Annotated in this window: 20 protein-coding genes; 7 read left to right on the top strand and 13 right to left on the bottom strand. The window is 54.5% G+C overall.

Annotation, left to right across the window (positions count from 1 at the left end; translation table 11 throughout):
• The first annotated feature begins 221 nt into the window (after positions 1-221).
• Together SFX18_17245 and SFX18_17240 are read left to right on the top strand one after the other, a co-directional pair.
• Complete coding sequence (locus SFX18_17245) at positions 222-869, top strand: hypothetical protein (protein MDX1964899.1); 648 nt, start codon at positions 222-224, stop codon at positions 867-869.
• A gap of 26 nt (positions 870-895) precedes the next feature.
• Positions 896-1,828: a hypothetical protein gene (locus tag SFX18_17240; GenBank protein MDX1964898.1), complete on the top strand. Its 933-nt coding sequence runs from the start codon at positions 896-898 to the stop codon at positions 1,826-1,828.
• A 79-nt stretch (positions 1,829-1,907) separates the two neighbouring features.
• Here the strand turns inward: SFX18_17240 and SFX18_17235 are convergent, their stop codons facing one another.
• The gene (locus SFX18_17235) at positions 1,908-2,135 is read right to left on the bottom strand and encodes a hypothetical protein (GenBank protein MDX1964897.1); all 228 of its coding nucleotides are present in this window, start codon (positions 2,133-2,135) and stop codon (positions 1,908-1,910) included.
• 463 nt (positions 2,136-2,598) lie between these two features.
• Here SFX18_17235 and SFX18_17230 point away from each other — a divergent pair, with 463 nt between their 5' ends.
• Positions 2,599-3,069 (top strand): hypothetical protein, encoded by a 471-nt coding sequence (locus SFX18_17230; GenBank protein MDX1964896.1) that lies wholly within the window; start codon positions 2,599-2,601, stop codon positions 3,067-3,069.
• Between the two features lie 134 nt (positions 3,070-3,203).
• Here the strand turns inward: SFX18_17230 and atpC are convergent, their stop codons facing one another.
• The 10 genes from atpC to SFX18_17180 form a co-directional block, all read right to left on the bottom strand.
• On the bottom strand, positions 3,204-3,608 hold the full coding sequence (atpC, locus tag SFX18_17225; GenBank protein MDX1964895.1) for an ATP synthase F1 subunit epsilon: 405 nt from the start codon (positions 3,606-3,608) through the stop codon (positions 3,204-3,206).
• 340 nt (positions 3,609-3,948) lie between these two features.
• The gene (gene atpD, locus SFX18_17220) at positions 3,949-5,412 is read right to left on the bottom strand and encodes a F0F1 ATP synthase subunit beta (protein MDX1964894.1); all 1,464 of its coding nucleotides are present in this window, start codon (positions 5,410-5,412) and stop codon (positions 3,949-3,951) included.
• 73 nt (positions 5,413-5,485) lie between these two features.
• Complete coding sequence (gene atpG / locus SFX18_17215; protein MDX1964893.1) at positions 5,486-6,373, bottom strand: ATP synthase F1 subunit gamma; 888 nt, start codon at positions 6,371-6,373, stop codon at positions 5,486-5,488.
• Between the two features lie 109 nt (positions 6,374-6,482).
• The gene (gene atpA / locus SFX18_17210; GenBank protein MDX1964892.1) at positions 6,483-8,012 is read right to left on the bottom strand and encodes a F0F1 ATP synthase subunit alpha; all 1,530 of its coding nucleotides are present in this window, start codon (positions 8,010-8,012) and stop codon (positions 6,483-6,485) included.
• Entirely contained in the window at positions 7,963-8,607 is a 645-nt protein-coding gene (gene atpH, locus SFX18_17205) for an ATP synthase F1 subunit delta (GenBank protein ID MDX1964891.1), read from the bottom strand. The genes atpA and atpH overlap by 50 nt, the downstream gene beginning before the upstream one ends.
• A 131-nt stretch (positions 8,608-8,738) precedes the next feature.
• Complete coding sequence (gene atpF, locus SFX18_17200) at positions 8,739-9,539, bottom strand: F0F1 ATP synthase subunit B (GenBank protein MDX1964890.1); 801 nt, start codon at positions 9,537-9,539, stop codon at positions 8,739-8,741.
• Between the two features lie 61 nt (positions 9,540-9,600).
• Positions 9,601-9,900 carry an ATP synthase F0 subunit C gene (gene atpE / locus SFX18_17195; protein ID MDX1964889.1) on the bottom strand — a complete coding sequence of 100 codons (300 nt, stop codon included), beginning with the start codon at positions 9,898-9,900 and terminating at the stop codon, positions 9,601-9,603.
• A gap of 65 nt (positions 9,901-9,965) precedes the next feature.
• Positions 9,966-11,063 carry a F0F1 ATP synthase subunit A gene (locus tag SFX18_17190; protein MDX1964888.1) on the bottom strand — a complete coding sequence of 366 codons (1,098 nt, stop codon included), beginning with the start codon at positions 11,061-11,063 and terminating at the stop codon, positions 9,966-9,968.
• On the bottom strand, positions 11,053-11,505 hold the full coding sequence (locus tag SFX18_17185; GenBank protein MDX1964887.1) for a hypothetical protein: 453 nt from the start codon (positions 11,503-11,505) through the stop codon (positions 11,053-11,055). The genes SFX18_17190 and SFX18_17185 overlap by 11 nt, the downstream gene beginning before the upstream one ends.
• A gap of 86 nt (positions 11,506-11,591) precedes the next feature.
• The gene (locus tag SFX18_17180; protein MDX1964886.1) at positions 11,592-12,077 is read right to left on the bottom strand and encodes a hypothetical protein; all 486 of its coding nucleotides are present in this window, start codon (positions 12,075-12,077) and stop codon (positions 11,592-11,594) included.
• 777 nt (positions 12,078-12,854) lie between these two features.
• Between SFX18_17180 and SFX18_17175 the strand changes: the two genes are divergently transcribed.
• Both SFX18_17175 and SFX18_17170 read left to right on the top strand, forming a co-directional pair.
• Positions 12,855-14,297 (top strand): DUF4912 domain-containing protein, encoded by a 1,443-nt coding sequence (locus SFX18_17175; GenBank protein ID MDX1964885.1) that lies wholly within the window; start codon positions 12,855-12,857, stop codon positions 14,295-14,297.
• A 303-nt stretch (positions 14,298-14,600) separates the two neighbouring features.
• Positions 14,601-15,569 carry a UvrB/UvrC motif-containing protein gene (locus SFX18_17170; protein MDX1964884.1) on the top strand — a complete coding sequence of 323 codons (969 nt, stop codon included), beginning with the start codon at positions 14,601-14,603 and terminating at the stop codon, positions 15,567-15,569.
• Between the two features lie 72 nt (positions 15,570-15,641).
• Here SFX18_17170 and SFX18_17165 read toward each other — a convergent pair whose 3' ends face one another.
• Together SFX18_17165 and SFX18_17160 are read right to left on the bottom strand one after the other, a co-directional pair.
• The gene (locus SFX18_17165) at positions 15,642-16,127 is read right to left on the bottom strand and encodes a hypothetical protein (protein ID MDX1964883.1); all 486 of its coding nucleotides are present in this window, start codon (positions 16,125-16,127) and stop codon (positions 15,642-15,644) included.
• A gap of 171 nt (positions 16,128-16,298) precedes the next feature.
• The gene (locus tag SFX18_17160) at positions 16,299-17,291 is read right to left on the bottom strand and encodes a DUF1559 domain-containing protein (GenBank protein ID MDX1964882.1); all 993 of its coding nucleotides are present in this window, start codon (positions 17,289-17,291) and stop codon (positions 16,299-16,301) included.
• A gap of 437 nt (positions 17,292-17,728) precedes the next feature.
• On the opposite strand from SFX18_17160, the gene SFX18_17155 reads away from it, so the two are divergent.
• Positions 17,729-18,823 carry a redoxin family protein gene (locus tag SFX18_17155; GenBank protein ID MDX1964881.1) on the top strand — a complete coding sequence of 365 codons (1,095 nt, stop codon included), beginning with the start codon at positions 17,729-17,731 and terminating at the stop codon, positions 18,821-18,823.
• Between the two features lie 249 nt (positions 18,824-19,072).
• The gene (locus tag SFX18_17150) at positions 19,073-20,047 is read left to right on the top strand and encodes a DUF4394 domain-containing protein (protein ID MDX1964880.1); all 975 of its coding nucleotides are present in this window, start codon (positions 19,073-19,075) and stop codon (positions 20,045-20,047) included.
• Positions 20,048-20,212: the final 165 nt, after the last annotated feature.

The following is a 20,212-nucleotide window of genomic DNA, read 5'->3' as shown; positions in this document are numbered from 1 at the left end:
AATTAAAAAGGAAGAATTATGGTTTTTGCTAGCTAACCGTAAATTGAGAATCAGGGTAACGCGTAGAATCCGTCTGCCGCAAATTCAAAATGTGAGATTCGTAAGTTTCTAAAACGCTCTTGCCAAGGTCCGCCTGTTTTACTATCTTTCCCGCCAAATTGGCGCGCAACCGCCTGACCCACGGTGGGGACAGGGGGGCCTCATTGCCAGGGAGTGGTGCTGTGAACTATCCATTGACACGCGGACTGTTGCTGTACGGAATCGGCCTGGGCTTGCTGTTGGCCGTGACGGGATGCAGTTTTTTGGCCGCGGGGGCGTATGTGCTGTTTCCTAACGATGTGAAAGCGCACTTTCCCGGCCTACGGGGCAAAAAAACCGCCGTGGTCTGCCGTGCGGCGTCTTTGGAGTTTGCCGAACCTGGCGTCAGCCGCGAACTGGCCGCCCGCATCGGCATGCTCATGCAGAAAAATGACGACCGGATCATGGTGATCGACCCCGAAAAGCTGGCAGACTGGACCGACCGCAACGACTGGACCGAATTTCGCCAGATTGGCAAGGCCCTCAAGGCCGACATGGTGGTCGGAATCGAGCTAGAACGCTTTACAATTAGCCAGGGATCGACCCTCTTACAGGGACAAGCGGACGCCCGCATTGCCGTCTATGATATGAAAGAGGGGGGCAAATTGGTGTACGAGCTAAAGCCGCGGACGATTAAATTTCCGCCCAATAGCCCTATCTCTAGCGCGGAACGCCAAGAAGCCGATTTCCGCAACCAGTTTGTGGACATCGTCGCCGACACCCTGGCCCGCAACTTCTATGATTATGATTCGCGGGCGTACCAAGCCACCGATAGCACGGCGCTGCGGTAGGAAGAACCTTTTTATGGCGGGCAGCCATGTCATCCCTCTATTGCGGCATGCTTCGCCATGTGACATGCTTGGCGATAACCTGCGCGCTGGGTTCGGCTGGCTGTCACTTTACGTCCAAGCGTGATTTAAGCGTCCTGTTGCCCGGAACGACCAGATCCCTAGTGCGCGAAAGACTGGGTCCGCCAGCCCGGGTGGTGCGGCACCGGGGACAAGACATCGATATCTACGCGTTCTATCAGGGTTATTCATTACCCCATCAGTTGCTTACCCAACCCGCCACGCATATTGCGGATGGCGTTTCCGCTTTCGGCCAACTTCTTATCAATTCCGGGGATACGGATTTTAATCCCCCATTTCCAGAACCCCGGCCCGGCGATCCTGCCAAAATCGCCGATTGGGAAAAGCGCAAACGGGAATTTGAAAAACTGCAAGTCGCGCATCGCGATCATGCTGACCAACGGGACGAAATCGCCGCCGCCGAGGCCGCAAAGGAACGGCAACGGCAAGCCGAAATCAAAGCCGGTTTGGCGAATGTGGGCCTGGAAGAACGCGATTTACAGCCGGAAAACCTGGCCGAGGTTTATAACGAACCGCTGCATTATCGCAACTCGGACGAATGGCGGGGAGGAAAGAACTTGGCATTTGCCGTCAATTATGACGAACGCCAGTGCGTGCAAACCGTCGCGTTCAAGCATGGTCTGGCTCAGGCGCGGCAAGATACATTTGGAATGTGGTCCCACCGCTGGCTGGGCAGGAAATGTGATTTTCCGTTGCAACAGTTGGAAGAGTCAATATTTTTTGCCATGGAAGAAGGCAAAATGCTAAACGGAGAGCAGGGAACAACTGTTGGGAATATATCGGAAAGTCAAAATCCGGCCCCCGGGATTATGTCAACGAGCGGCGGCATCGTCGAGCAATCAATTCCCCTGCAGAGCGAAAGCTTGCCACCTGTTGAGTGATAATAATTTACGCCATCAATTCTTGCCATTTAAAGCCGCACACGCTTAGTGATACCGAGATGTAGCTGGCTTTCAGCCATTAATTCCAGCGAAATGCATGCGCCTCGGCCAACTCGGCCCGCTGGCGTTTCTTAAGAATTTGCAGGCGGGCCTGATCGGCGGCATGCTGATAAACTTGCAAGAGGCCACTGGACTGGGCAAAAGCAGGTACCGTGGCAAAAGCCGCACTCGTTTTAGCCAGTTTTCTAGCTTTTGTTCGAGCCTGGGGAGTTGCAAAGTTGCCAATTTGAAAGCGAATTCGATTCATGGAACACCGAAACTTAAAATAAGTTAGTTGATGAACTTACTAATGTATCGTAGCGGGAAAGATTCCAAGTTCAATCTAGAATTTCTAGGAATCCTTAAAAAACATGGCTTTTATTCACGTGAGCATTGCGCAAGCCCAATAAAGGTAAGATCTTACGCAAACCATAAATCTTTCCACTTTTCCTCTTTTGCTAGCTAAACCTTTACTAAAAGATCACTTCATAACTAAACATTTATTCTGCTTGCAAAAATTCTTCCACCATTTTTAAAAAATAGCGTTGTCAAAATCCATCTCATCTGAACAATACAGCTAATCACATGCCGACCCGACAAGCGGAAGGTTTATCTTTTCTGCCGGCGCATTCTGACTGGAAGCCCAGAAGTCGCGCTTTCACAAGTGTTTGGGTGTATCTTTGGGGAATTGCTTCCCGTTTGACACCCGGCCACCGAAAGGAGTCTGTGTTATGTCGAGTGCTGTTATGTTGGAACGTCCCGCTACCGCCGCTAGCGGTCCACACGTGAGCTGGGGACCCGCCACCGCTCCAGTAGGCACCCCGGCCGCGGCCAATTGGTGCGTGCTGCCCCGCTGTGAATTGAAGTTCGAAAAGTGTGCCGGAGGTTTTAAGATTTTTTGCAGTTGCGATGATGAAATGTCCTGCGCCACACTGCAAAATCTCTGCAAGATGCTCTGCGAAGGGACTTGCAGTTGTTGCTGCACCTGCAATGGCATCACCGTTTGCCAATGCAACCTGACCGTGGGCATCTGCAAGTGCGATTTGACGAAAGATGGCTGCTGCATCACCTGCACCAGCGGCGATAAGGCCTGTTGCGACATGCTGCAAGCGTGCTGCGACTGTCTAAGCTGCTGCTGCGACAATGGTTGCTGCTGCTATATTTCGTTCAATAACACTCCCGTCTGCTGCGGCACATGCTAATGTCGCATCTGATGAGGTAGTACTGCCAAAATTTGGCAATCTCCTTGATTTCCACTGATAGGGAAAAGAAAAACGCCCCTGTATTTTCAGGGGCGTTTTTTTTTAACTTTGCGGCGGATTGATCATGCCCCCGCCTACCGTTTTCCCGCCAGGCGAATCTTGGCCCGCGCTTGTTCCTGGGCCTTCAGCCTTGCCTGAATCTGTTCGTCGGTTTTGGCCGGACGGGCGGTAATGTCGGCTAATTGTCGCTGGGCGGCGGCCAAGTCCAGTTGCGCTGCCGGTGCGGCATAATTGGTCAGCAGCGACACCACATCCCCGGCCACCTGCGCAAAACCCCCGTCCACGTAGTAGCTTTGTCCCCCGCCTGCCTGGGCCACCCGCAACTCGCCGTAACCCAGGCGGCCAATAAACGGGGCATGCCCGGGGGCCACGCCTAGCTCGCCATCGTATAAGGGGAGCGCCACGAACTCGGCCGTGGTGTCAAGGAGCGTGGTTTCGGGCGTGACCACGATCACCTGGATGGATTGGGCTTTGGCCATGGGTCAAAAATGTGAACAGTCGGCAAAAAGTTAATGTGGGAATATAAAAAGTAGCTGTCAATAGAGGTCGGCAATCACTCGCGCCCGAGGTACTGGGCTTAACTACTCTGAAATCTAGTTAAGGTTAATGGATCGGGCCGTTGGCCCTACCGATGGTGGTTTACTCTTTACCTAGGGCGACGCTGCGCTTGCCCTAGGCTGGGATAGGTCGGGCCTTTGGCCCGCAATGATCAAATGCCTTTGGCCCGCAAGGAACAAATGCCATTCTCCCGCAGGAATTACAATGGAAATTTTTCTCTGCTGGCAATGTACATGGCTCTTTGAAGGCCGTCACAGCGAGCTACTTCTTACCCATCTTGGAGGCTTGTTCAGCCGCTTGTTCGATCGGGCCAACGTACATAAAGGCCTGCTCCGGCAGGTGGTCCCACTTGCCATCGGCGATTTCCTCAAAGCTGCGAATGGTATCCGCGACAGACGTGTATTCGCCGGATTTGCCGGTGAACACCTCCGCCACAAAGAACGGTTGCGACAGGAACCGCTCCATCCGGCGGGCGCGATGCACGACCAGTTTGTCCTCTTCGCTTAGTTCGTCCACGCCCAGGATCGCGATGATGTCCTGCAACTCGCGGTAGCGCTGAAGCGTGCGTTGCACGCGGCGGGCCACGTCGTAATGCTTGGCCCCCACGTACTGCGGATCGAGAATCCGGCTGGACGAGGCCAGCGGATCGACCGCGGGGTAAATCCCTTTTTCGGAAATAGAGCGTTCCAGGTACAAAAACGCGTCCAAATTGCCGAATGCCGTGGCGGGGGCGGGGTCGGTCGGATCATCCGCGGGAACGTAAACCGCCTGCACCGACGTAATCGCCCCTTTATTTGTGGACGCGATTCGTTCTTGCAGGGCACCCATTTCGGTCGCCAAGGTCGGCTGGTAACCGACGGCGCTGGGCATCCGGCCCAACAGAGCCGATACCTCGGACCCGGCTTGTGAAAAGCGGAAAATGTTATCCACAAACAACAGCGTATCCGCCCCGGTCGAATCGCGGAAGTATTCGGCCATGGTCAGCGCTGACAACGCCACCCGCAAGCGCGCTCCCGGCGGCTCGTTCATCTGGCCAAAGACCATGCACGTTTGTTCGATAACGCTACGGCCCGTCTGGCCAATTTTGGTCTCTTGCATTTCCAGCCACAGGTCGGTCCCTTCGCGGGTTCGTTCACCGACCCCCGCAAAGACCGAGTAACCCCCGTGCTTACTGGCAATACGAGCGATTAGCTCTGTCAGAATAACCGTCTTTCCCAGACCGGCCCCGCCAAACAGCCCGGCCTTGCCGCCGCGGACGAATGGCGTCAGCAGGTCGATCACTTTGATACCGGTTTCAAAGAGTTCGGTCTTGGTCGACAGGTCGGTAATCGAGGGAGGATCGCGGTGAATGGGCCAACGTTCATCCGCCGCGACGGGGCCGCGATTATCGATGGGTTCCCCCACCAGATTGAACACTCGGCCCAGGGTGGCCTTTCCCACGGGAACCGACACCGGCGCGCCAGTGTCGACACATTCCATGCCACGATACAGCCCGTCGGTGCTTCCCAATGCGACGCAGCGGACCCGTCCCCCGCCTAGGTGCTGCTGGACCTCTCCCATCAGTTTGAGATCCAGACCCTTATACTTGCCGGCAATGGTGACGGCGTTATAAATGGCCGGCAGGGAGTCCTCGGCGTATTCCACGTCAAACGTGGAGCCGATGACCTGCGTGACGCGTCCGATATTTTTGGCGGTGCTGGGTGTGGGTGCTGTTGCGGTGGCCATAGGATAAAAGTCGCTAATGGAACGTTATGAAAAGATGTGTGATGTACGTGATTTGTGTCGATCCAGCGGCAGTTTATTTGGCCTTGAGGGCCTCCACACCCCCCAGGATCTCCATGATTTCGCCGGTGATCTGGCTTTGGCGGGCGCGGTTGTAGGCGGTACCCAGCGCTTTGATCAAATCGCCGGCGTTTTCGGTCGCAGCCTTCATGGCGGTCATGCGGGCGACTTGCTCGCTTACCGCGGCGTCCAGAAAGCACTTAAAGAGCTTGATCTTAAAGCTGGTGGGAACGACTTCTTCTAAAATACTTTCCGCCGATGGTAAAAATTCGTAATCGGTGGTGGCCCCCGCGGCGGGTTGGGCGGCGGCGGCCCCGGCAATGGCGCCCAAGGGCAAGAGTGTCTCCACCACGGCTGTCTGCCGGGCGATCCCCTCAAACCGCATGTAGGCCACGTCCAGCCGGTCAAGCTCTCCCCGCAAAAATTCCTCTAAGTAACGGTTGGCCAGTTCTTCCACCTGGGCAAAGCTAGGCTTGTCCTCAAAGTGCAAATAGGTCAAATCCGGGGCATGGCCGCGAAACTTAAACGCGGAAATTCCCCGTTTACCAGATATCTCTAGTTTGGCCGCGGGGAGCGTCGAGCGAAGCTCCTCCCAACGGGATAATCCCTGCCGCACCACGTTGCCGTTATACCCACCGCACAGCCCGCGGTTAGCGGTCAAGACCAGCAGCCGCGCGGTCTTTACCTCGGGACGTTCCTCTAGCAGGGGATGCGAAACCTTTAACCCGGCATTGGCCAGGTCGGCCACCAACTGGGTAATCCGCCGGGTGTACGCCGTGGCGGCACTGGCCCGGTCCATCGCTTTTTTAAAGCGGGCGGTCGCGATCAACTCCATCGTCCGCGTGATTTTGCGGATGTTTTTGACGGACTTGCGGCGTTTATCCAGAGCGCGGGCTTTGGCCATGAGTACGGGGTGAATTAAAAATTAAGAATGAAAAATTAAAAATGAAGTTCCAGTGGTGAAGCCTGTGGTGGTGTTTACAGGGTTACGCGCTAAAACCCGTGCCATCGCACTAGGCCGATTTTTTCTTGCTGGCGTATTGTTGCTGGTACTGCTGAATAGCGTTGTTAATGGCGGTCACGGTCGCTTCCCCCAGGTCGCCGCTGTCGGTGATTTGCTTGACCACTTCGGGGTGTTGATCCCGCATAAAGGTCAAAAAGCCTTTTTCCCAGGCGGCCACCTCATTGCGGGGAATCGCGTCCAAATGCCCTTGATTGGCCGCAAAAATACTCATCACCTGATCAACCACATTCATCGGCTGGTACTGTCCCTGCTTGAGCAGTTCCACCATCCGGTAACCACGGTCCAGGCGAGCTTGGGTGTCCGCGTCCAGGTCGGTCCCCAATTGGGCAAAGGCCTCCAACTCGCGAAACGCGGCCAGGGCCAACCGCAACCCCCCCGCGACTTCTTTCTTTTTCATGGCCTTGATTTGGGCGGCCCCACCCACGCGTGATACCGAAATACCGACATTCATGGCGGGCCGTTGCCCGGCAAAGAACAAATCCGGCTGCAGGTAAATCTGGCCGTCGGTGATGGAGATCACGTTGGTGGGAATATAGGCTGAAACTTCCCCTTCCAGCGTTTCAATGATCGGCAACGAGGTAAGCGAGCCGCCGCCGAGTTCCTTGCTCAGTTTCGAGGAACGCTCCAGCAACCGGCTGTGGGCGTAAAACACGTCCCCGGGGTAGGCCTCGCGTCCGGGGGGACGCCGCATTAACAGCGACAACTGGCGATACGCTGTGGCTTGTTTGGAAAGATCGTCATAGACGATCAGTGCGTGTTCGCCTTTGTACATAAAGTACTCGGCCATCGCGGTCCCGGAGTAAGGAGCGATGTATTGCAACGGGGCGGGCGCGCTGGCACCGGCGACAATGACCGTGGTGTAGTCCATGGCCCCCTGTTGGCGAAGAGCCTCGATCACCGTGGCCACGGTCGATTCTTTTTGACCGACCGCCACGTAAAAGCACTTCACGCCGCTGTGCCTTTGATTGATGATGGCGTCGATGGCAATGGCTGTTTTGCCGGTCTTGCGGTCCCCAATGATCAGTTCCCGCTGGCCGCGACCGATGGGGGTCATGGCGTCGATCGCCTTAATGCCGGTTTGCAGCGGCTCGCGCACGGGCTGACGCTCGGCCACGCCGGGGGCGCTGGTTTCGACCGGACGGCGCTCGCTGGTGACGACCGGACCTTTTCCATCAAGGGGATTGCCCAAAGGGTCCAGCACCCGGCCAATGACGGCGTCACCCACGGGCACGCTCAGGAGGCGGCCGGTCGAGCGGACTTCGTCCCCTTCGCGAATTTGCAGGTAATCCCCCAAAATGATCACCCCGACGGAGTTTTCCTCCAGGTTGAAGGCCAACCCGGCGGTACCGTTGGGAAACTCGACCATTTCACCGGCCATCACGCCGGAGAGTCCGTAGACCCGCGCGATACCGTCGCCCACCTCTAGCACGCGACCCACTTCGCGCACGTCGATTTGCGATTGGTAAAGCTCAATTTCCTTCTGCAGTACTGAAGCGATCTCGTCGGCTTTGAATTTCATGGACGCTCCTCTGGATCATCTGTTGGCGAACACGATCGAGCTGCATGGCCAGCGAACCGTCAAAGACTTTGTCTCCGACGCGCAAAACCAGTCCGCCGATGATATTCGGATCGATGTGATTATCTAAAACGGGTTTACCACCCAGCAGACCGGTCAGGGTCTGCTGTAATTGAGTCAGTTGGGCCGCCTCGAGGGGATCGGCCGTGGTCACGCGGACGCGGACCAGCCCCGCCGCCTGGTCCTGCTGGGCCCGTACCGCCCGCTGGATCGCGGGGAGGCTGGCCAGCCGATCATGCCGCGCCAAAACCAATAAAAAATTCATAAAAGTCTGCGAAGCCTTGTTCCCCAACGACTTTTGCAACAGGGCCGCTTTTTCATCGGGAGCAACCAAGCCGGACGATAAAATCGCCGACAGCCGGGGAAGCTGCCGCCAGACATCCGCCACAAAGGAATCCAACTCCGCCACCACCGCCGCTGCCTCGTTCTTTGCCAAACAAGCGCCCAAGAGCGCCTTGGCATAGGTAGCGGCCACGCCATCGGGATTATCGGCGTGCATACTTTCGGCGGGCGCGGAATTGGTAGCTTCGCTGCTCATGGAACGATAAGTTGACTGCTATACGGGGGTGACGTTGCCATCATCCGAGAAAAATCAGGACACGCCGCGCATCAAAAAAACGATTCTCGACGTGACACTCCGGCCGCATTGGTTTTTTTAAGGTCGGAAATTTAGTTATTACTGGCGGAGCCCGCGACAAACTGGGCGAGACTTTCCTGCACCAGGCGGGAATGGTCGGCCTTGTTCATTTGGGCCCGCAGCATTTTGCCCGCCAGTTCCGTGGCCAAATCCGCACTCTTTTCGGCCAATTGCTTCATCGCGCCGTCAGTCGCGGTGCGAATGTCGCGCAAAGCCCGATCGTGCTCTTGTTGAGCGGCAACTTTGGCTTCGTTGATGATTTCTCCCTTGGTCGTTTCGGCGTCGCGGCGGGCTTCTTCTAGCATGGCGCGGACCTGATCGGCCGCGTTAGCTAGCTTTGCCTCGTACTCGCCCAGCATCGACTTGGCCTCGGCGGCGGCTCGTTGGGCACTGGCGATATTGTCGGCAATGCTCTCCTCCCGCTGGTCAAGGGCCTGGCTAATGGGTCCCCAGGCAAACTTGGTCAAAACGGCCATCAGCAAGAGGAACACCACAAACGAGTAAATCGCCAGATCGCTCCGCCAATCGACCGCCTGCGCCTGGCCCATCCCTTTGTGACCGGGATGGGCGTGGTCATCATGACCGCCGGCGGTATGGCCCGTGGAATGTTTCGCATCGCCGCCATGGCCCGCGACATCGGACTTTTCCGTTTTTGAATGGTTATCCGTGGCCTCGGCAGCCGGAGTTGAGGCGGCCGGAGTTGAGGCGGCCGGATCTTCTGCGCCTGCTGCCAATCCGGCAAAACCAGGGCAAAAGGCAACAATCCAGAGAACCATTGCCAAACTAGCAAAAGTCCAGTGTGACAACACACAATCCCAGGCACGCTTGGTCATGTCAGTCCTGTGTTTGTGATAAAGGAAAAGATCAACGCCCAGTCAAGCACCATCGATCCGCTTAGCTAAAGCAGATAAACAACGCAAAGAACGTAAACCCTTCAATCAACGCCGCGGCGATAATCATCGCGGTCTGAATGTTACCCGCGACTTCCGGTTGGCGGGACATCCCCTCATAAGCGGAAGAAGCCAGCTTGCTAATGCCATAGGCAGCTCCCACCGTCACCAATCCCGCGCCAAAATATTTGGAAAAATCAATCAGCGGTGCCGGGGCCACGGGGGCCGTTCCCTGGGCCATCGCCGGAACGGCAAACAGCGTCACCAAAGCCACCACCAACAACAGTTGAGCAATCTTGTTCACGGGACAAATCTCCTAAGGCAAAAAAGGAAAGAAATCGCACGCCAGCCACGGTATTGCCGAGGCTATTAATGTTTATGAATCGACGCGCCGATAAACAGCGACGACAAAAACGTAAATATGTATGCCTGCAAAAAAGCCACGAATAACTCTAGCAGGAAAAACGCCATGCTGCCGAAACACACTATGACCACCGTCAGCCAATAACTAAACGCGCTGCTGGAAGCCGCCGCGGCGACTATTAGCCCCATTATCCCACCAATCACCAAGTGCCCCGCCACCATATTCGCCAATAGCCGCACCGCCAAGATGCCATGCTTGACCAACAATCCAAAGACCTCAATCACAAATATAAACGGCTTTAGTATCACTGCCATGTAAATTGGCAAGTCCATTCCAGGGACCAAGTTCGTTAAATAACCCAGCGGACCAAATTTCATGATCCCACCTATCAAACCCGCTAACATCGTGCAACCAGCCAAAACAAGCGTGACCGTAAACATCCCGGTGGGTGAGCCTAACCACGGCAAAATGCCAAATAGGTTACAACCCAATACAAAGAAAAACAGCGTCAGCAGGTACGGCAGGAATTTATCGGATTCGCGGGCATGATGGGCGTGCGCGGCATGACCCCCGACCGCATGTCCGGCCGCAACCGCTCCGTGGCCGTGCCCTGCCGTTGCTGGCACCAACTCCGCGTGCCGTGGGTCATCGTGCACATGACCATCCGCCGCGTGATCTCCATGCCCATGATCGTCGTGTCCGCCGTCAATCGCCGGGCGAATCACTTGATCGCGTAAAAACACCACAAACGTTTCGAGCAGATTCCACAACCGCCCGCGCGGAGCCCCCTCTGACCGAATATGCAGGGCCAAGCGGGTAAACAAAAAGATCATGATCAAGGCCACGACCAACATGATGATCATGAACTTGGAGACGCTAAAGCCCGTCCCCGGCTCATACAGGTTCTTGGGCGTGCCAAAAAACTGCGGGATGATGATCTTGCCGTTCAGGTGTTCTTGATAATCGGCGAGGGTAAAGTGGTCGTCGGCGTGGGAGTCGCGCAGCCACTGGGGAATTTGGTTGATGTTGGTGTATTGCCACAAAAAGCGGGGGACTTCGAAGTAGTACGAGTCCTTAATGTGCAAGAGTGGGTCAGCGGCCATGGGACAGCTCCTTTCCGCTGGCAGTCGCCGTGTCGGCGTCCGTTGCGCTTCCAATCCACAGCGATAACAACGTCTCTATGGCAAGCATAATCAGGTAGTAGGGAACCAACTGTAAAGAAAACTTTACCAAGCCCAATTCATCTAATTTTTGCGACAACATCGCCAAAGCCAGCAAAGGAACGGACATCCGCAACAGCATCGCCCCCAGGATGTAGGAGACTCCCCGCGCGTCCCGCGGACGCAACGCGGTAATCCCCAACGCCACCCCTCCCGTCAAGAGGCAAATACCGACCGCAATCAAGCCAACCACCCATACACCCGGGCTGACGTTTTCCCGCCTATTTAACCCAAAACCGTTAAAGGCCAATCCCGTGATCAAGGGATAACTGAGCACCGCACTCATGGCGAGCGCCCCCCAGGCAATTATCAACCGGCGCAACATAACCGAGTCTGGTCGATAAAGGCAAAAAACCGCTGGGTCAACGACGGCAACCCTCACAAACCCGGCTTATGAAACTTGCCGCCAAATCAATTTTCCCCCGGCGGTTCACTTGCTGGTGGAGGTTTAACGTCACCAAGCGGATCAAGCGGTTGCGGTTTGGATCTTTCCGCCTCTGGCTGAAATTCGCCGCTAGGCCGCTGCTTGATGGGGCGCTCTTTCATGGAACGCTGCTTGCCCCCGGTCATGACCAACAAAGCCCCCCCACCCAGCACCAATCCCAGTAACATTCCAACCAAAAACAAAAATTTTGTTTGCCAAATCGAATCCAGCCAGCCACCAAACACCGCGGGGCCAACCATCAGCAAGGCACAAGCCATGATTCTGGCCGCCCATTCCAAACCATCCGCCAGGGGACTACGCGGAGCGGGAGGGGAAGGGGCCATCGACACACCTTGCGGTTTGTTAAATAAGGCAATTGCCATCTTTTGCGGCAAATGGGTATTGGGATCGTGGACCCGTGGGAAACGGTCCAGATCGCCAAAGAGCAGCAAAAATGGTTGCAAATTCAACAAACAACTGTCTTGACAGCAATTTAATGCTCTCCGCCGAGAGCGTCAATGAGTATTTGTGATTTTTTTCACAAAATCTGGATTGTTTACGTAAGTCATTGAAATCATTAGATTTACTAAAAGCCAACCAATAATTTATTTCCCCTAAATTCAATAAGGTACGAGCGGCCAGTCCCCTCAATTTTTTGTGCTAATCTAAAAACCTGGAGCTTAACATCAATTTTTCGCACTTCGCGCAAATAACCGGATAAAAACCAGGCCTGGGCAGGGTTTTAGGCTAATTGTGAGTTCTTTGTACAAAATGATTTACTTTCAGCGGCAAATTTGTTACAGTGCAAGAGATGCGTTAAAAGCTGCGTTACGAGTGAGGCAACGGCGAGGGACTGCTAGCAGTTCCTTCCCACATTCATCCTGGCAAAGAATGGGGATTTTTTGCAAGTCATGACTGCCTAATAAGTTACAGGCTTACGTATGACAGTTTGGGGGCAAGTCAAAATCCACGCATTCTCCGCGTGAGAATGTCCCGCCATAACGACTGAACCAGCGAGCGTGTTACAGCGTACTAACGACAGGCGCTGAATCAACGCAAGTCATTCAGCCATACGGGTTTTGACTTTACACCTGTTACCGCCATGTACCGTGTTTTCACTTTGGCTGAAGGGATCTCGCCAAGTGGATGTTCTTTGGTCAGGGACGATTTTTCCCGATCGTATTGGGTGGAGTCACCTATAAAGTGACGCTCCCGCAAAAAATCGATTTTGTCCCGCAAGGATCCTTCCCATGACCGCGGCGACCCTCAAAACCCAAACCCTCAAAGACCTAACCCGTCTGGCGCAGCGTGCTGGCGTTTCTGGTTGGAATCAGATGCGTAAGGATGAGCTTGTAAAGGCTATTTTGCGGTCAACCGCCAAAGAAAAGCCTGCAAATGGCACGCACACCAAGAAACCCGCCATTTCCAAAAGGACAAACAGCCACCCTAGTACGGCAGGTGGGCGTGTCCCCTCGACGGGACGTATCAATCGGGGATTAGTCAGTGGGTCAACTGTCAATGGAGCGTCCGTCGGTCGAGCCGCTTCTGTTAAATCGAGCCGGTCGGTGGCGGCTACCACCAAAGTCGTGCAAAAGCTGCAAAACGAGCAAAAAAAACAGAAGATTTTAACTAAAATTGAGCAGGCAAAAACGAAGCAGTGGGATTACAAGAACTTGGCTTCCTCTCCTTCTACCTCCCCATCCGAGCCAAAAAGTTCCCCGGCAACTAAAAATTCCACAGTGGGAAAAAACGGTCATCACAAGAACGGATTTGCCAAGAACGACCACTCGACCACCAAGGCCCCCCCTGCGAAATCCACCACAGATAAAGCGGTGGTTGCCGCTTTGCCCCCTACCACTCCCTCCGTGGCTAAATTAGCCATTCACGACCAACGTTTGCCAGCGACCCCCGCCAAGGATCGCTTGATTGTCATGGTTCGCGGGCCCTTTTGGCTGCATGCCAGTTGGGAATTAACCCCCGCGGGAGTGCAACGCGCCCAGGCGGCCTTGGCCCAGGACTGGCATACGGTCCGGCCCATCTTGCGGGTCATCACCCTCAGCACGTCCAACTCTAGCACCTCTTCGGAACGTGTTTCCCGTGATATTCCGATTCATGGTGGCGTAAAAAACTGGTATATCGACGTCAACGATCCACCCCAGACTTATCGTTTGGAAATTGGTTATCTCACCTCCAAAGGAAAGTTTTTTTGCCTGGCCCGCAGCAATACGGTTTCAACTCCCCCGGCGCAACAGGGGGACAGCCTGGACACTCATTGGGGTGATATATCTGAAAATTGCGAGAAAATCTACGCTTTGAGCGGTGGTTACAGTGAAAATGGGGCGGGTGATTTGCGCGAAGTCTTTGAAGAACGGCTTCGCCGGCCCATGAATTCCCGTACCCCCCATACCGAGACCCTGGTGCCGCGCGATCGAGAATTTCGCCTGCAGGTAGAGGCGGAAATTGTCGTGCATGGGACCGCAGCCCCCGGCGCGACGATCACCATGCAGGGGGAACCGATCACCGTCCATTCCGACGGCTCATTTAACGTGCGGATGGATTTTCCCAACCGGCGGCAGGTCATCCCCATCGTGGCTAATAGCAAAGACAGCGTGCAACAACGGACTGTCGTTTTAGCCGTGGAACGCAATACCAAAACCATGGAACCCTTGCAGCGGGAAAACGTCCAAGAGTAGCCCGACGCCGCGGCATCCTGGATTTCAGCATCACGGATGATGCCCCCGTTCCGCGGGTCTGTTTGTAATATCTCATTAAAACTCCGCCCCGCGCTAAATTCGGGGCGAATTTTCATTGTGGAGCGATTTTCGACCTTTTCAAAATTACTTTTCAAAAATTTTTGCCCGTGGCTGACCCGTGGGCAAATTTGGCCCTGGGGACTACGATAAGATTTTACTATCGATGGAAAGGCTTTTCCCCCAGGCCGGGCCGCATGCCAAATCCAGCCGTAGGGCGGGTGTATTTTTCCAAGGTCAGAAGTTGTGAGCAAAGATCTGCAGCCGATACTCGAAGATTGGCCATTTGATCCGCAAAAATTCACGGTCCGCATGATTCGCGGCCTGGATGGCCAGGACAAAATGCAAATCCGCAACGACCTGGGGCTGTTGCAATTGGAATTACACGGCCGCCCGGATGGACTGCGACCCCACGGTAGTGAATCCTACCTGGCTTATCTGCAGTCCCGCCAAAAAGCCCATGACAGCGCTAGTCCGGACGGCGCGCCATACATGTTAGAGACTTCGGACTGCGAGCTGCTGCTACGCGAAGGAATGCAATATTACCACCGTTACCTGGGCTTTTGGCATTTGCGGCTATTTGAGTTATGTGCTCGGGATACGCGGCGGAATTTGGATTTGCTGGCATTTGTGCGGGAATTTGCCCGGCAGGACAGCGACAAACTGCAATTTGACCAGTGGCGTCCCTATCTGGTCATGATGCATACCAAGGCGGTCGCCGCCCCCTTGGTCGAGTTGCGGCAGTTTGACGCCGCGATCCAAGTGGCGGCCAGCGGCATCGAACGCATCGAGGAATTTTTGCGGCAATACCAACAGCAACACAAAGCGGGGCAGTTTTTTGAGTTGCAGCATTTGATCCGCTTGCAAACCGAATGGCGGCACAAACGGGACCAAAAACTGCCTCCTCCGCTGGCCTCCGGCGAGTTGCCCCCGCCAGGAGAATCCGCGCCCCCGGGTGGAACCGACCCGGCGAATGTGTCCCAAACTCCTACGCCCACTGGCGATTTTACACCGGGACAGCCACGTCCCGCGGGGCGTCGCCCGGCGCCAGGCCGGGAAGGTCCCTCCGCCAGCCCCATCAAACTCGACGCGGACGCGGTGCTGGAAGGTTTGCAAGAGCAACTGCGACAGGCCATCGCGGCTGAACGATTTGAAGAAGCGGCCCGCTTGCGCGATCGGATCGCCGAGATGCGCGGCGGCGCGGATTCCGCCTGACGCGGTCATGCATAAAGGCGGGACTATCCCTACCTAGTGGGCTATACATAACGCTAGCCAAGCGGGATAAATTTATGCTCCCGCGGGGCAAATTTCCAGGCGCACCACACCCGTCAAACCCCGCGCTTCTTCGATTGCTTGCGCATCCTTGGGGACAGGCGTTTGAGTAACTTCCAAACGCAAATGATTTCTCGATATCAATTTGCCAGCCACCTGCCAAACATAGCCCGTCCCGCGCTGTTCATCCGCCAGCAAATCCCCATTCAACCAGCAGCGCAGACGGAGTACTTCCGCGGATTGACCAGGCGCAAAATCATAAACCAGCCGCACCTGATCGCCCGGAGCAAGATTTGACGGCAGGCCGAAGGATCGTTCATAAGCGACCGTGCCTAAAAACCCTGCCCCCAGGACATCCCGCCAATCCGCTGGCAGCCGCTGGATCACCGGAGCGGAAAGACCTCCGGCGCGCTCATTCCCCTGGCTGGCGGATAACTCCCAAGGCTGGGCCAGGGGAGTCAAAAGCCACGGACCGCGCAAGCGAATGCTGTGGGTTTCCATGGCGGCGTGGTTGGTCAGAGATTTGGCGGTTTATAAGTTCTAAATGTGTACTCGTTCCGGTCCTGTTACTTTTTACGCCTATTTTAGCAAACAAAAACACCCAGCGGCATGCGCTGGGTGTGGAGTTACGGCAATAGAGCTTAGAAGCTGGCAAACGAAGGCTGAGGGGGGCTACTTGGGCACGGCGACCGTTTTGCCATCATTGCGCGAGGCCAAACGTTGAATAATTTCAAAATTGGCGTCAAAGCTGATGGTTTGCACCGACCCATCGGTCATCATGGCATTCCAAGTGGACGTATGCGGACCACCAAATCGATTGCGGGTATCGATGTTATTGGTTGAATCCACGCGCGGGTCATTGTCGCTGCGATTAAAGACCGTGCGGAACATATCGTTGTCAAAACCGACGTAGCAGTGCTCGTTGTCGGCGGGATCATCGCCCGATTCGTATTTACTGACATCCAAAAACTTTTCGCCCAAGGCGATCGTCTTGGAAGTTCCATCGGTGACATTTTTGACGGTAACTTTGGAACGAACATAAGAAACGCCATCGCAGCGTTTGATGTAATCAGCCCAACCGCCAGTATTAAAAAATGTCGCATCGCCGTCGGTAAGCGAACCGGGGCCTTCGCCGATTTCGTTATTTGCAAACCGCGTCCCGGCGTTCGCGGCATAATCGGAACGAGCCACCAGTGGAGGATTGGCATTGTCGCAATTCCGGCACAATGTCCCAAGCTTAAACGCAAAGAGCACTTTGGTGCGGCGCGTTGGACATAACAACATTGTAAAAGGGGATTGAATGGCCTTTGTCGCGGCGGCCCGCTTTTGGTTGGCGGCTAAACCTTTGCCCAGGTTGCGAATGGTTTTTTCCTCGCAAAACTCCAACACGTTGTACGCCCAACCGCCTGGTTGACGCGTGTTGTAGCCACGATCCGGATCACCAGTCCACAACCAACCCCAGCCCCCCGTGGGGTAAAACTTATTCACGGACAGGTGGTTTTGAAAACCTAATCCCAATTGCTTTAAGTTGTTGATGCATTCGGTGCGACGGGCGGCTTCCCGCGCCTGCTGAATGGCAGGCAACAGCAAAGCAACCAGAATCCCGATGATGGCAATCACCACCAGCAATTCGACCAAGGTAAAGGCATGACGAGTCGAGCGCATAAATATGTTCCCCCGGAAAATTGATGTCTGGGCAATACGATGAGTTACCAGTCGCGGAGCCGACTTACTCATCCCGCAAAACATCTAAATGCCAACCGTGTGATTCCCCTACGAATCCATCGGTAAACAGATGGTTTACCAATCAATGGGACCTGAATAAACGTCCAAAGTCCCGACAATTTTGGGCAAAATGCCGACAGAATAGCCAACAATTCCCTTTTGGTGATCATACAGCAAGACCCCGGTCAATTGCTACAGAATTCTGTAAAAATTCACCCGGTTTTGATTTTTGACTCTAAAAATCGCAATCCCTTTGCGTTTCGTGTTTTTTCAGCGGTAGTGAATTCTATCTGAGACAGCGTTACAATTATCCCTACCCACGACACGCAGCTAGAATTCCAACCGCGATTTTTCCCGCTTTTTTAGGAAGGATGCACATGTTTCGCTATCTCATGGGGATCATCTGGGGTGTGATGGCAGTAGTGGGCATGGGTTACGGTTTGCCGCAAGGCAGCGCCGCCGAACCAGAGCCTCACCTCCTTCCGGGTGCACCCGCTCCAAAAATCGCCGTCGCGGAATGGATTAACGGCGAGAAAGTAACGGAATTTGCCCCCGATAAAATTTACGTTCTGGACTTTTGGGCGACTTGGTGCGAACCGTGTAAAAAAACGATCCCCGAGTTGAGCAAATTGCAGCAAAAATTCACCGACCAGGGAGTGGTGTTTTTGGGTATTTGCATTTCGGAGGATGAATCAGGAGATGCGGCGGATTTTGTAAAAAAACTGGGTAAAAAGCTGACTTATTCCATGGCGTTAGATGACATGGAGGAAGGAGAGGAAGGGGCCATGACGCTCAATTGGCTGGACGCGGCCGAACAAGATTCCATCCCCGTGGTGTTTGTCGTCCAAAACCAAAAAATCGCCTGGATTGGCCATCCCGATGAACTCGCCCCGATACTCCCGCAAATTGTAGAAAAAAAGTGGGATATAGAAAAAGCCAAAAGTGAATACCTGGCGGCGGCGATCCAGAATCGCAAATTGCTAGAAATCCAGGATAAATTAGACGCCGCGATCGAAGGTCAAAAACCGGACGAGGCCCTGGCCGCGATCGATGAACTAGTTAAGCTGGAACCCGATGCCGCCAAAGAAGCCAATGCGCTCAAATTTTTGACCCTCATCGAGATGGATGCGACCACGGAAGCCTACAAAATGGGGGACAAATTGCTAGAGGAATACAAGGATGACGCCGAAACCCTTAACGAAATCTCTTGGGCGATTCTCGATACCGAGGACTTGTCCGAACGGGATTTGGACCTATCCCTGAAAGTGGCGGAGCGTGCCAATACCGTGGCCAAGGGGGAGGCCCCGGAAATTTTGGACACCCTCGCCCGCGCTCATTATGAAAAGGGTAATGTGGACAAAGCCATCGAATTTCAGTCCCAGGCTGTGGAAAAAGTCCCCGCGGACGAGAAAGAGCTAAAAAAAGAACTGCAAAAGACGCTAAAAGCCTATCAGGCCAAGAAAGCGGTCTAGACTTACAAATATTTAATCGACGAAATCATTGACAGGCAGCTAGCCAGGTTTTAGATTCTGTTTAACTTGGCACCCTGGAAACAGGCATTTATCAGCGCCGTTAGTGTTTAATTATTTGGATTCGACGTCTGTATTTTTGAGCAGCTACTGAATTTCAAGAATTGGTTTGGTTCGGCATAGTTTCTAGAAGCTGTTGGTTTTGCGTTTCTAAGTTTCTGCTTTTTTACTTCAATTGAGTAAGGTGACAACATGTTGCGACAACTTGCCTGGGTCGGTTTGACACTCTGCGCTTTGGTTTGCTGGACTGCGACTGCCTCGGCCCAACAGGCCTATGGCGTGGACTCCACGGGCAAACTGTTTTGGTTTGATGTTAATACGCCGTCGGTGGTGAACGACGTGGGCGTGATCAGCGGGATCGCGCTGAATTCCATCCCCGAAGCCATCGACTTTCGCCCTGGTTCACTCTCGCTGTATGCGATTGATATCGGGCCTAATACCTCGCAATTGTATACCATCGACCTAAACACCGCGGTGGCGACGCCCGTCGGAGCGGGCTTTACCTCGACCGGGGTTGGTTACGATTTATTAGGCAATCAAAAGTTCGGCTTTGACTTTAACCCCACGACGCTGCAAATGTCGGACGGCAGCATGCGCATTCGGTTAGTGGCCAGCGGCGGATCCAATTTGCGGCTGCATTCCGCGACCGGCGGCATTGCCGGGGTGGATGGCCAGTTGCTATTTGGCAGTGGTGCGTCCCCGTTTGTGGACGGAGCCGCCTACATCAACAACAATCCCACCATTGGGGGAGCTACCACCTTGTTTGACATGGACTCGCGTAATGACGAATTGCTCATTCAAAATCCGCCAAACGCGGGCACGGTGACTAGCGTCGGGCCTTTTGGCGTGACCATTGACGCCCTCAGTGGTATCGGCTTTGATATTTACACCATCCCCGGTAACACAGACACCTCGTTGGTAGGCGACAGCGGTTTTGCCGTCTTTCAACGAACCGCCACGGCCGGAGGCGCTTATTTACTATATGATGTGGATTTGGCCACGGGTGCCACGACCAACGGCGCAATCGTCGGTCCCGCCGCCACCCCTTATGACTTTACCGGCGGTTTTGCCGTGGCTCCCCTGCCAGTGCCAGAACCTTCGGCCATTATGCTGGGTTTATTGGCGGTTGCCGGGGGCGTGGCTTTTGCCCGACGCAAAGCCGCCTAGTTTACCCTTTTGCCCAGGATTGAAAATTATTACTGACCACTGATCCAAATTAAGTTTGGATTCATAACGCAGCCCGTGGTTTTTGCCCTTAGCCTGAACTATAAGGCTATCTGGCGAATACCACGGGCTGTTGTTTTTTGGCGATTGGCTGGTTGATAGGATTAT

The organism is Pirellulales bacterium (genome assembly GCA_033762255.1).
GTDB lineage: Bacteria > Planctomycetota > Planctomycetia > Pirellulales > JALHPA01 > JANRLT01.
This window is presented reverse-complemented; position numbering and strand designations above follow the sequence as displayed.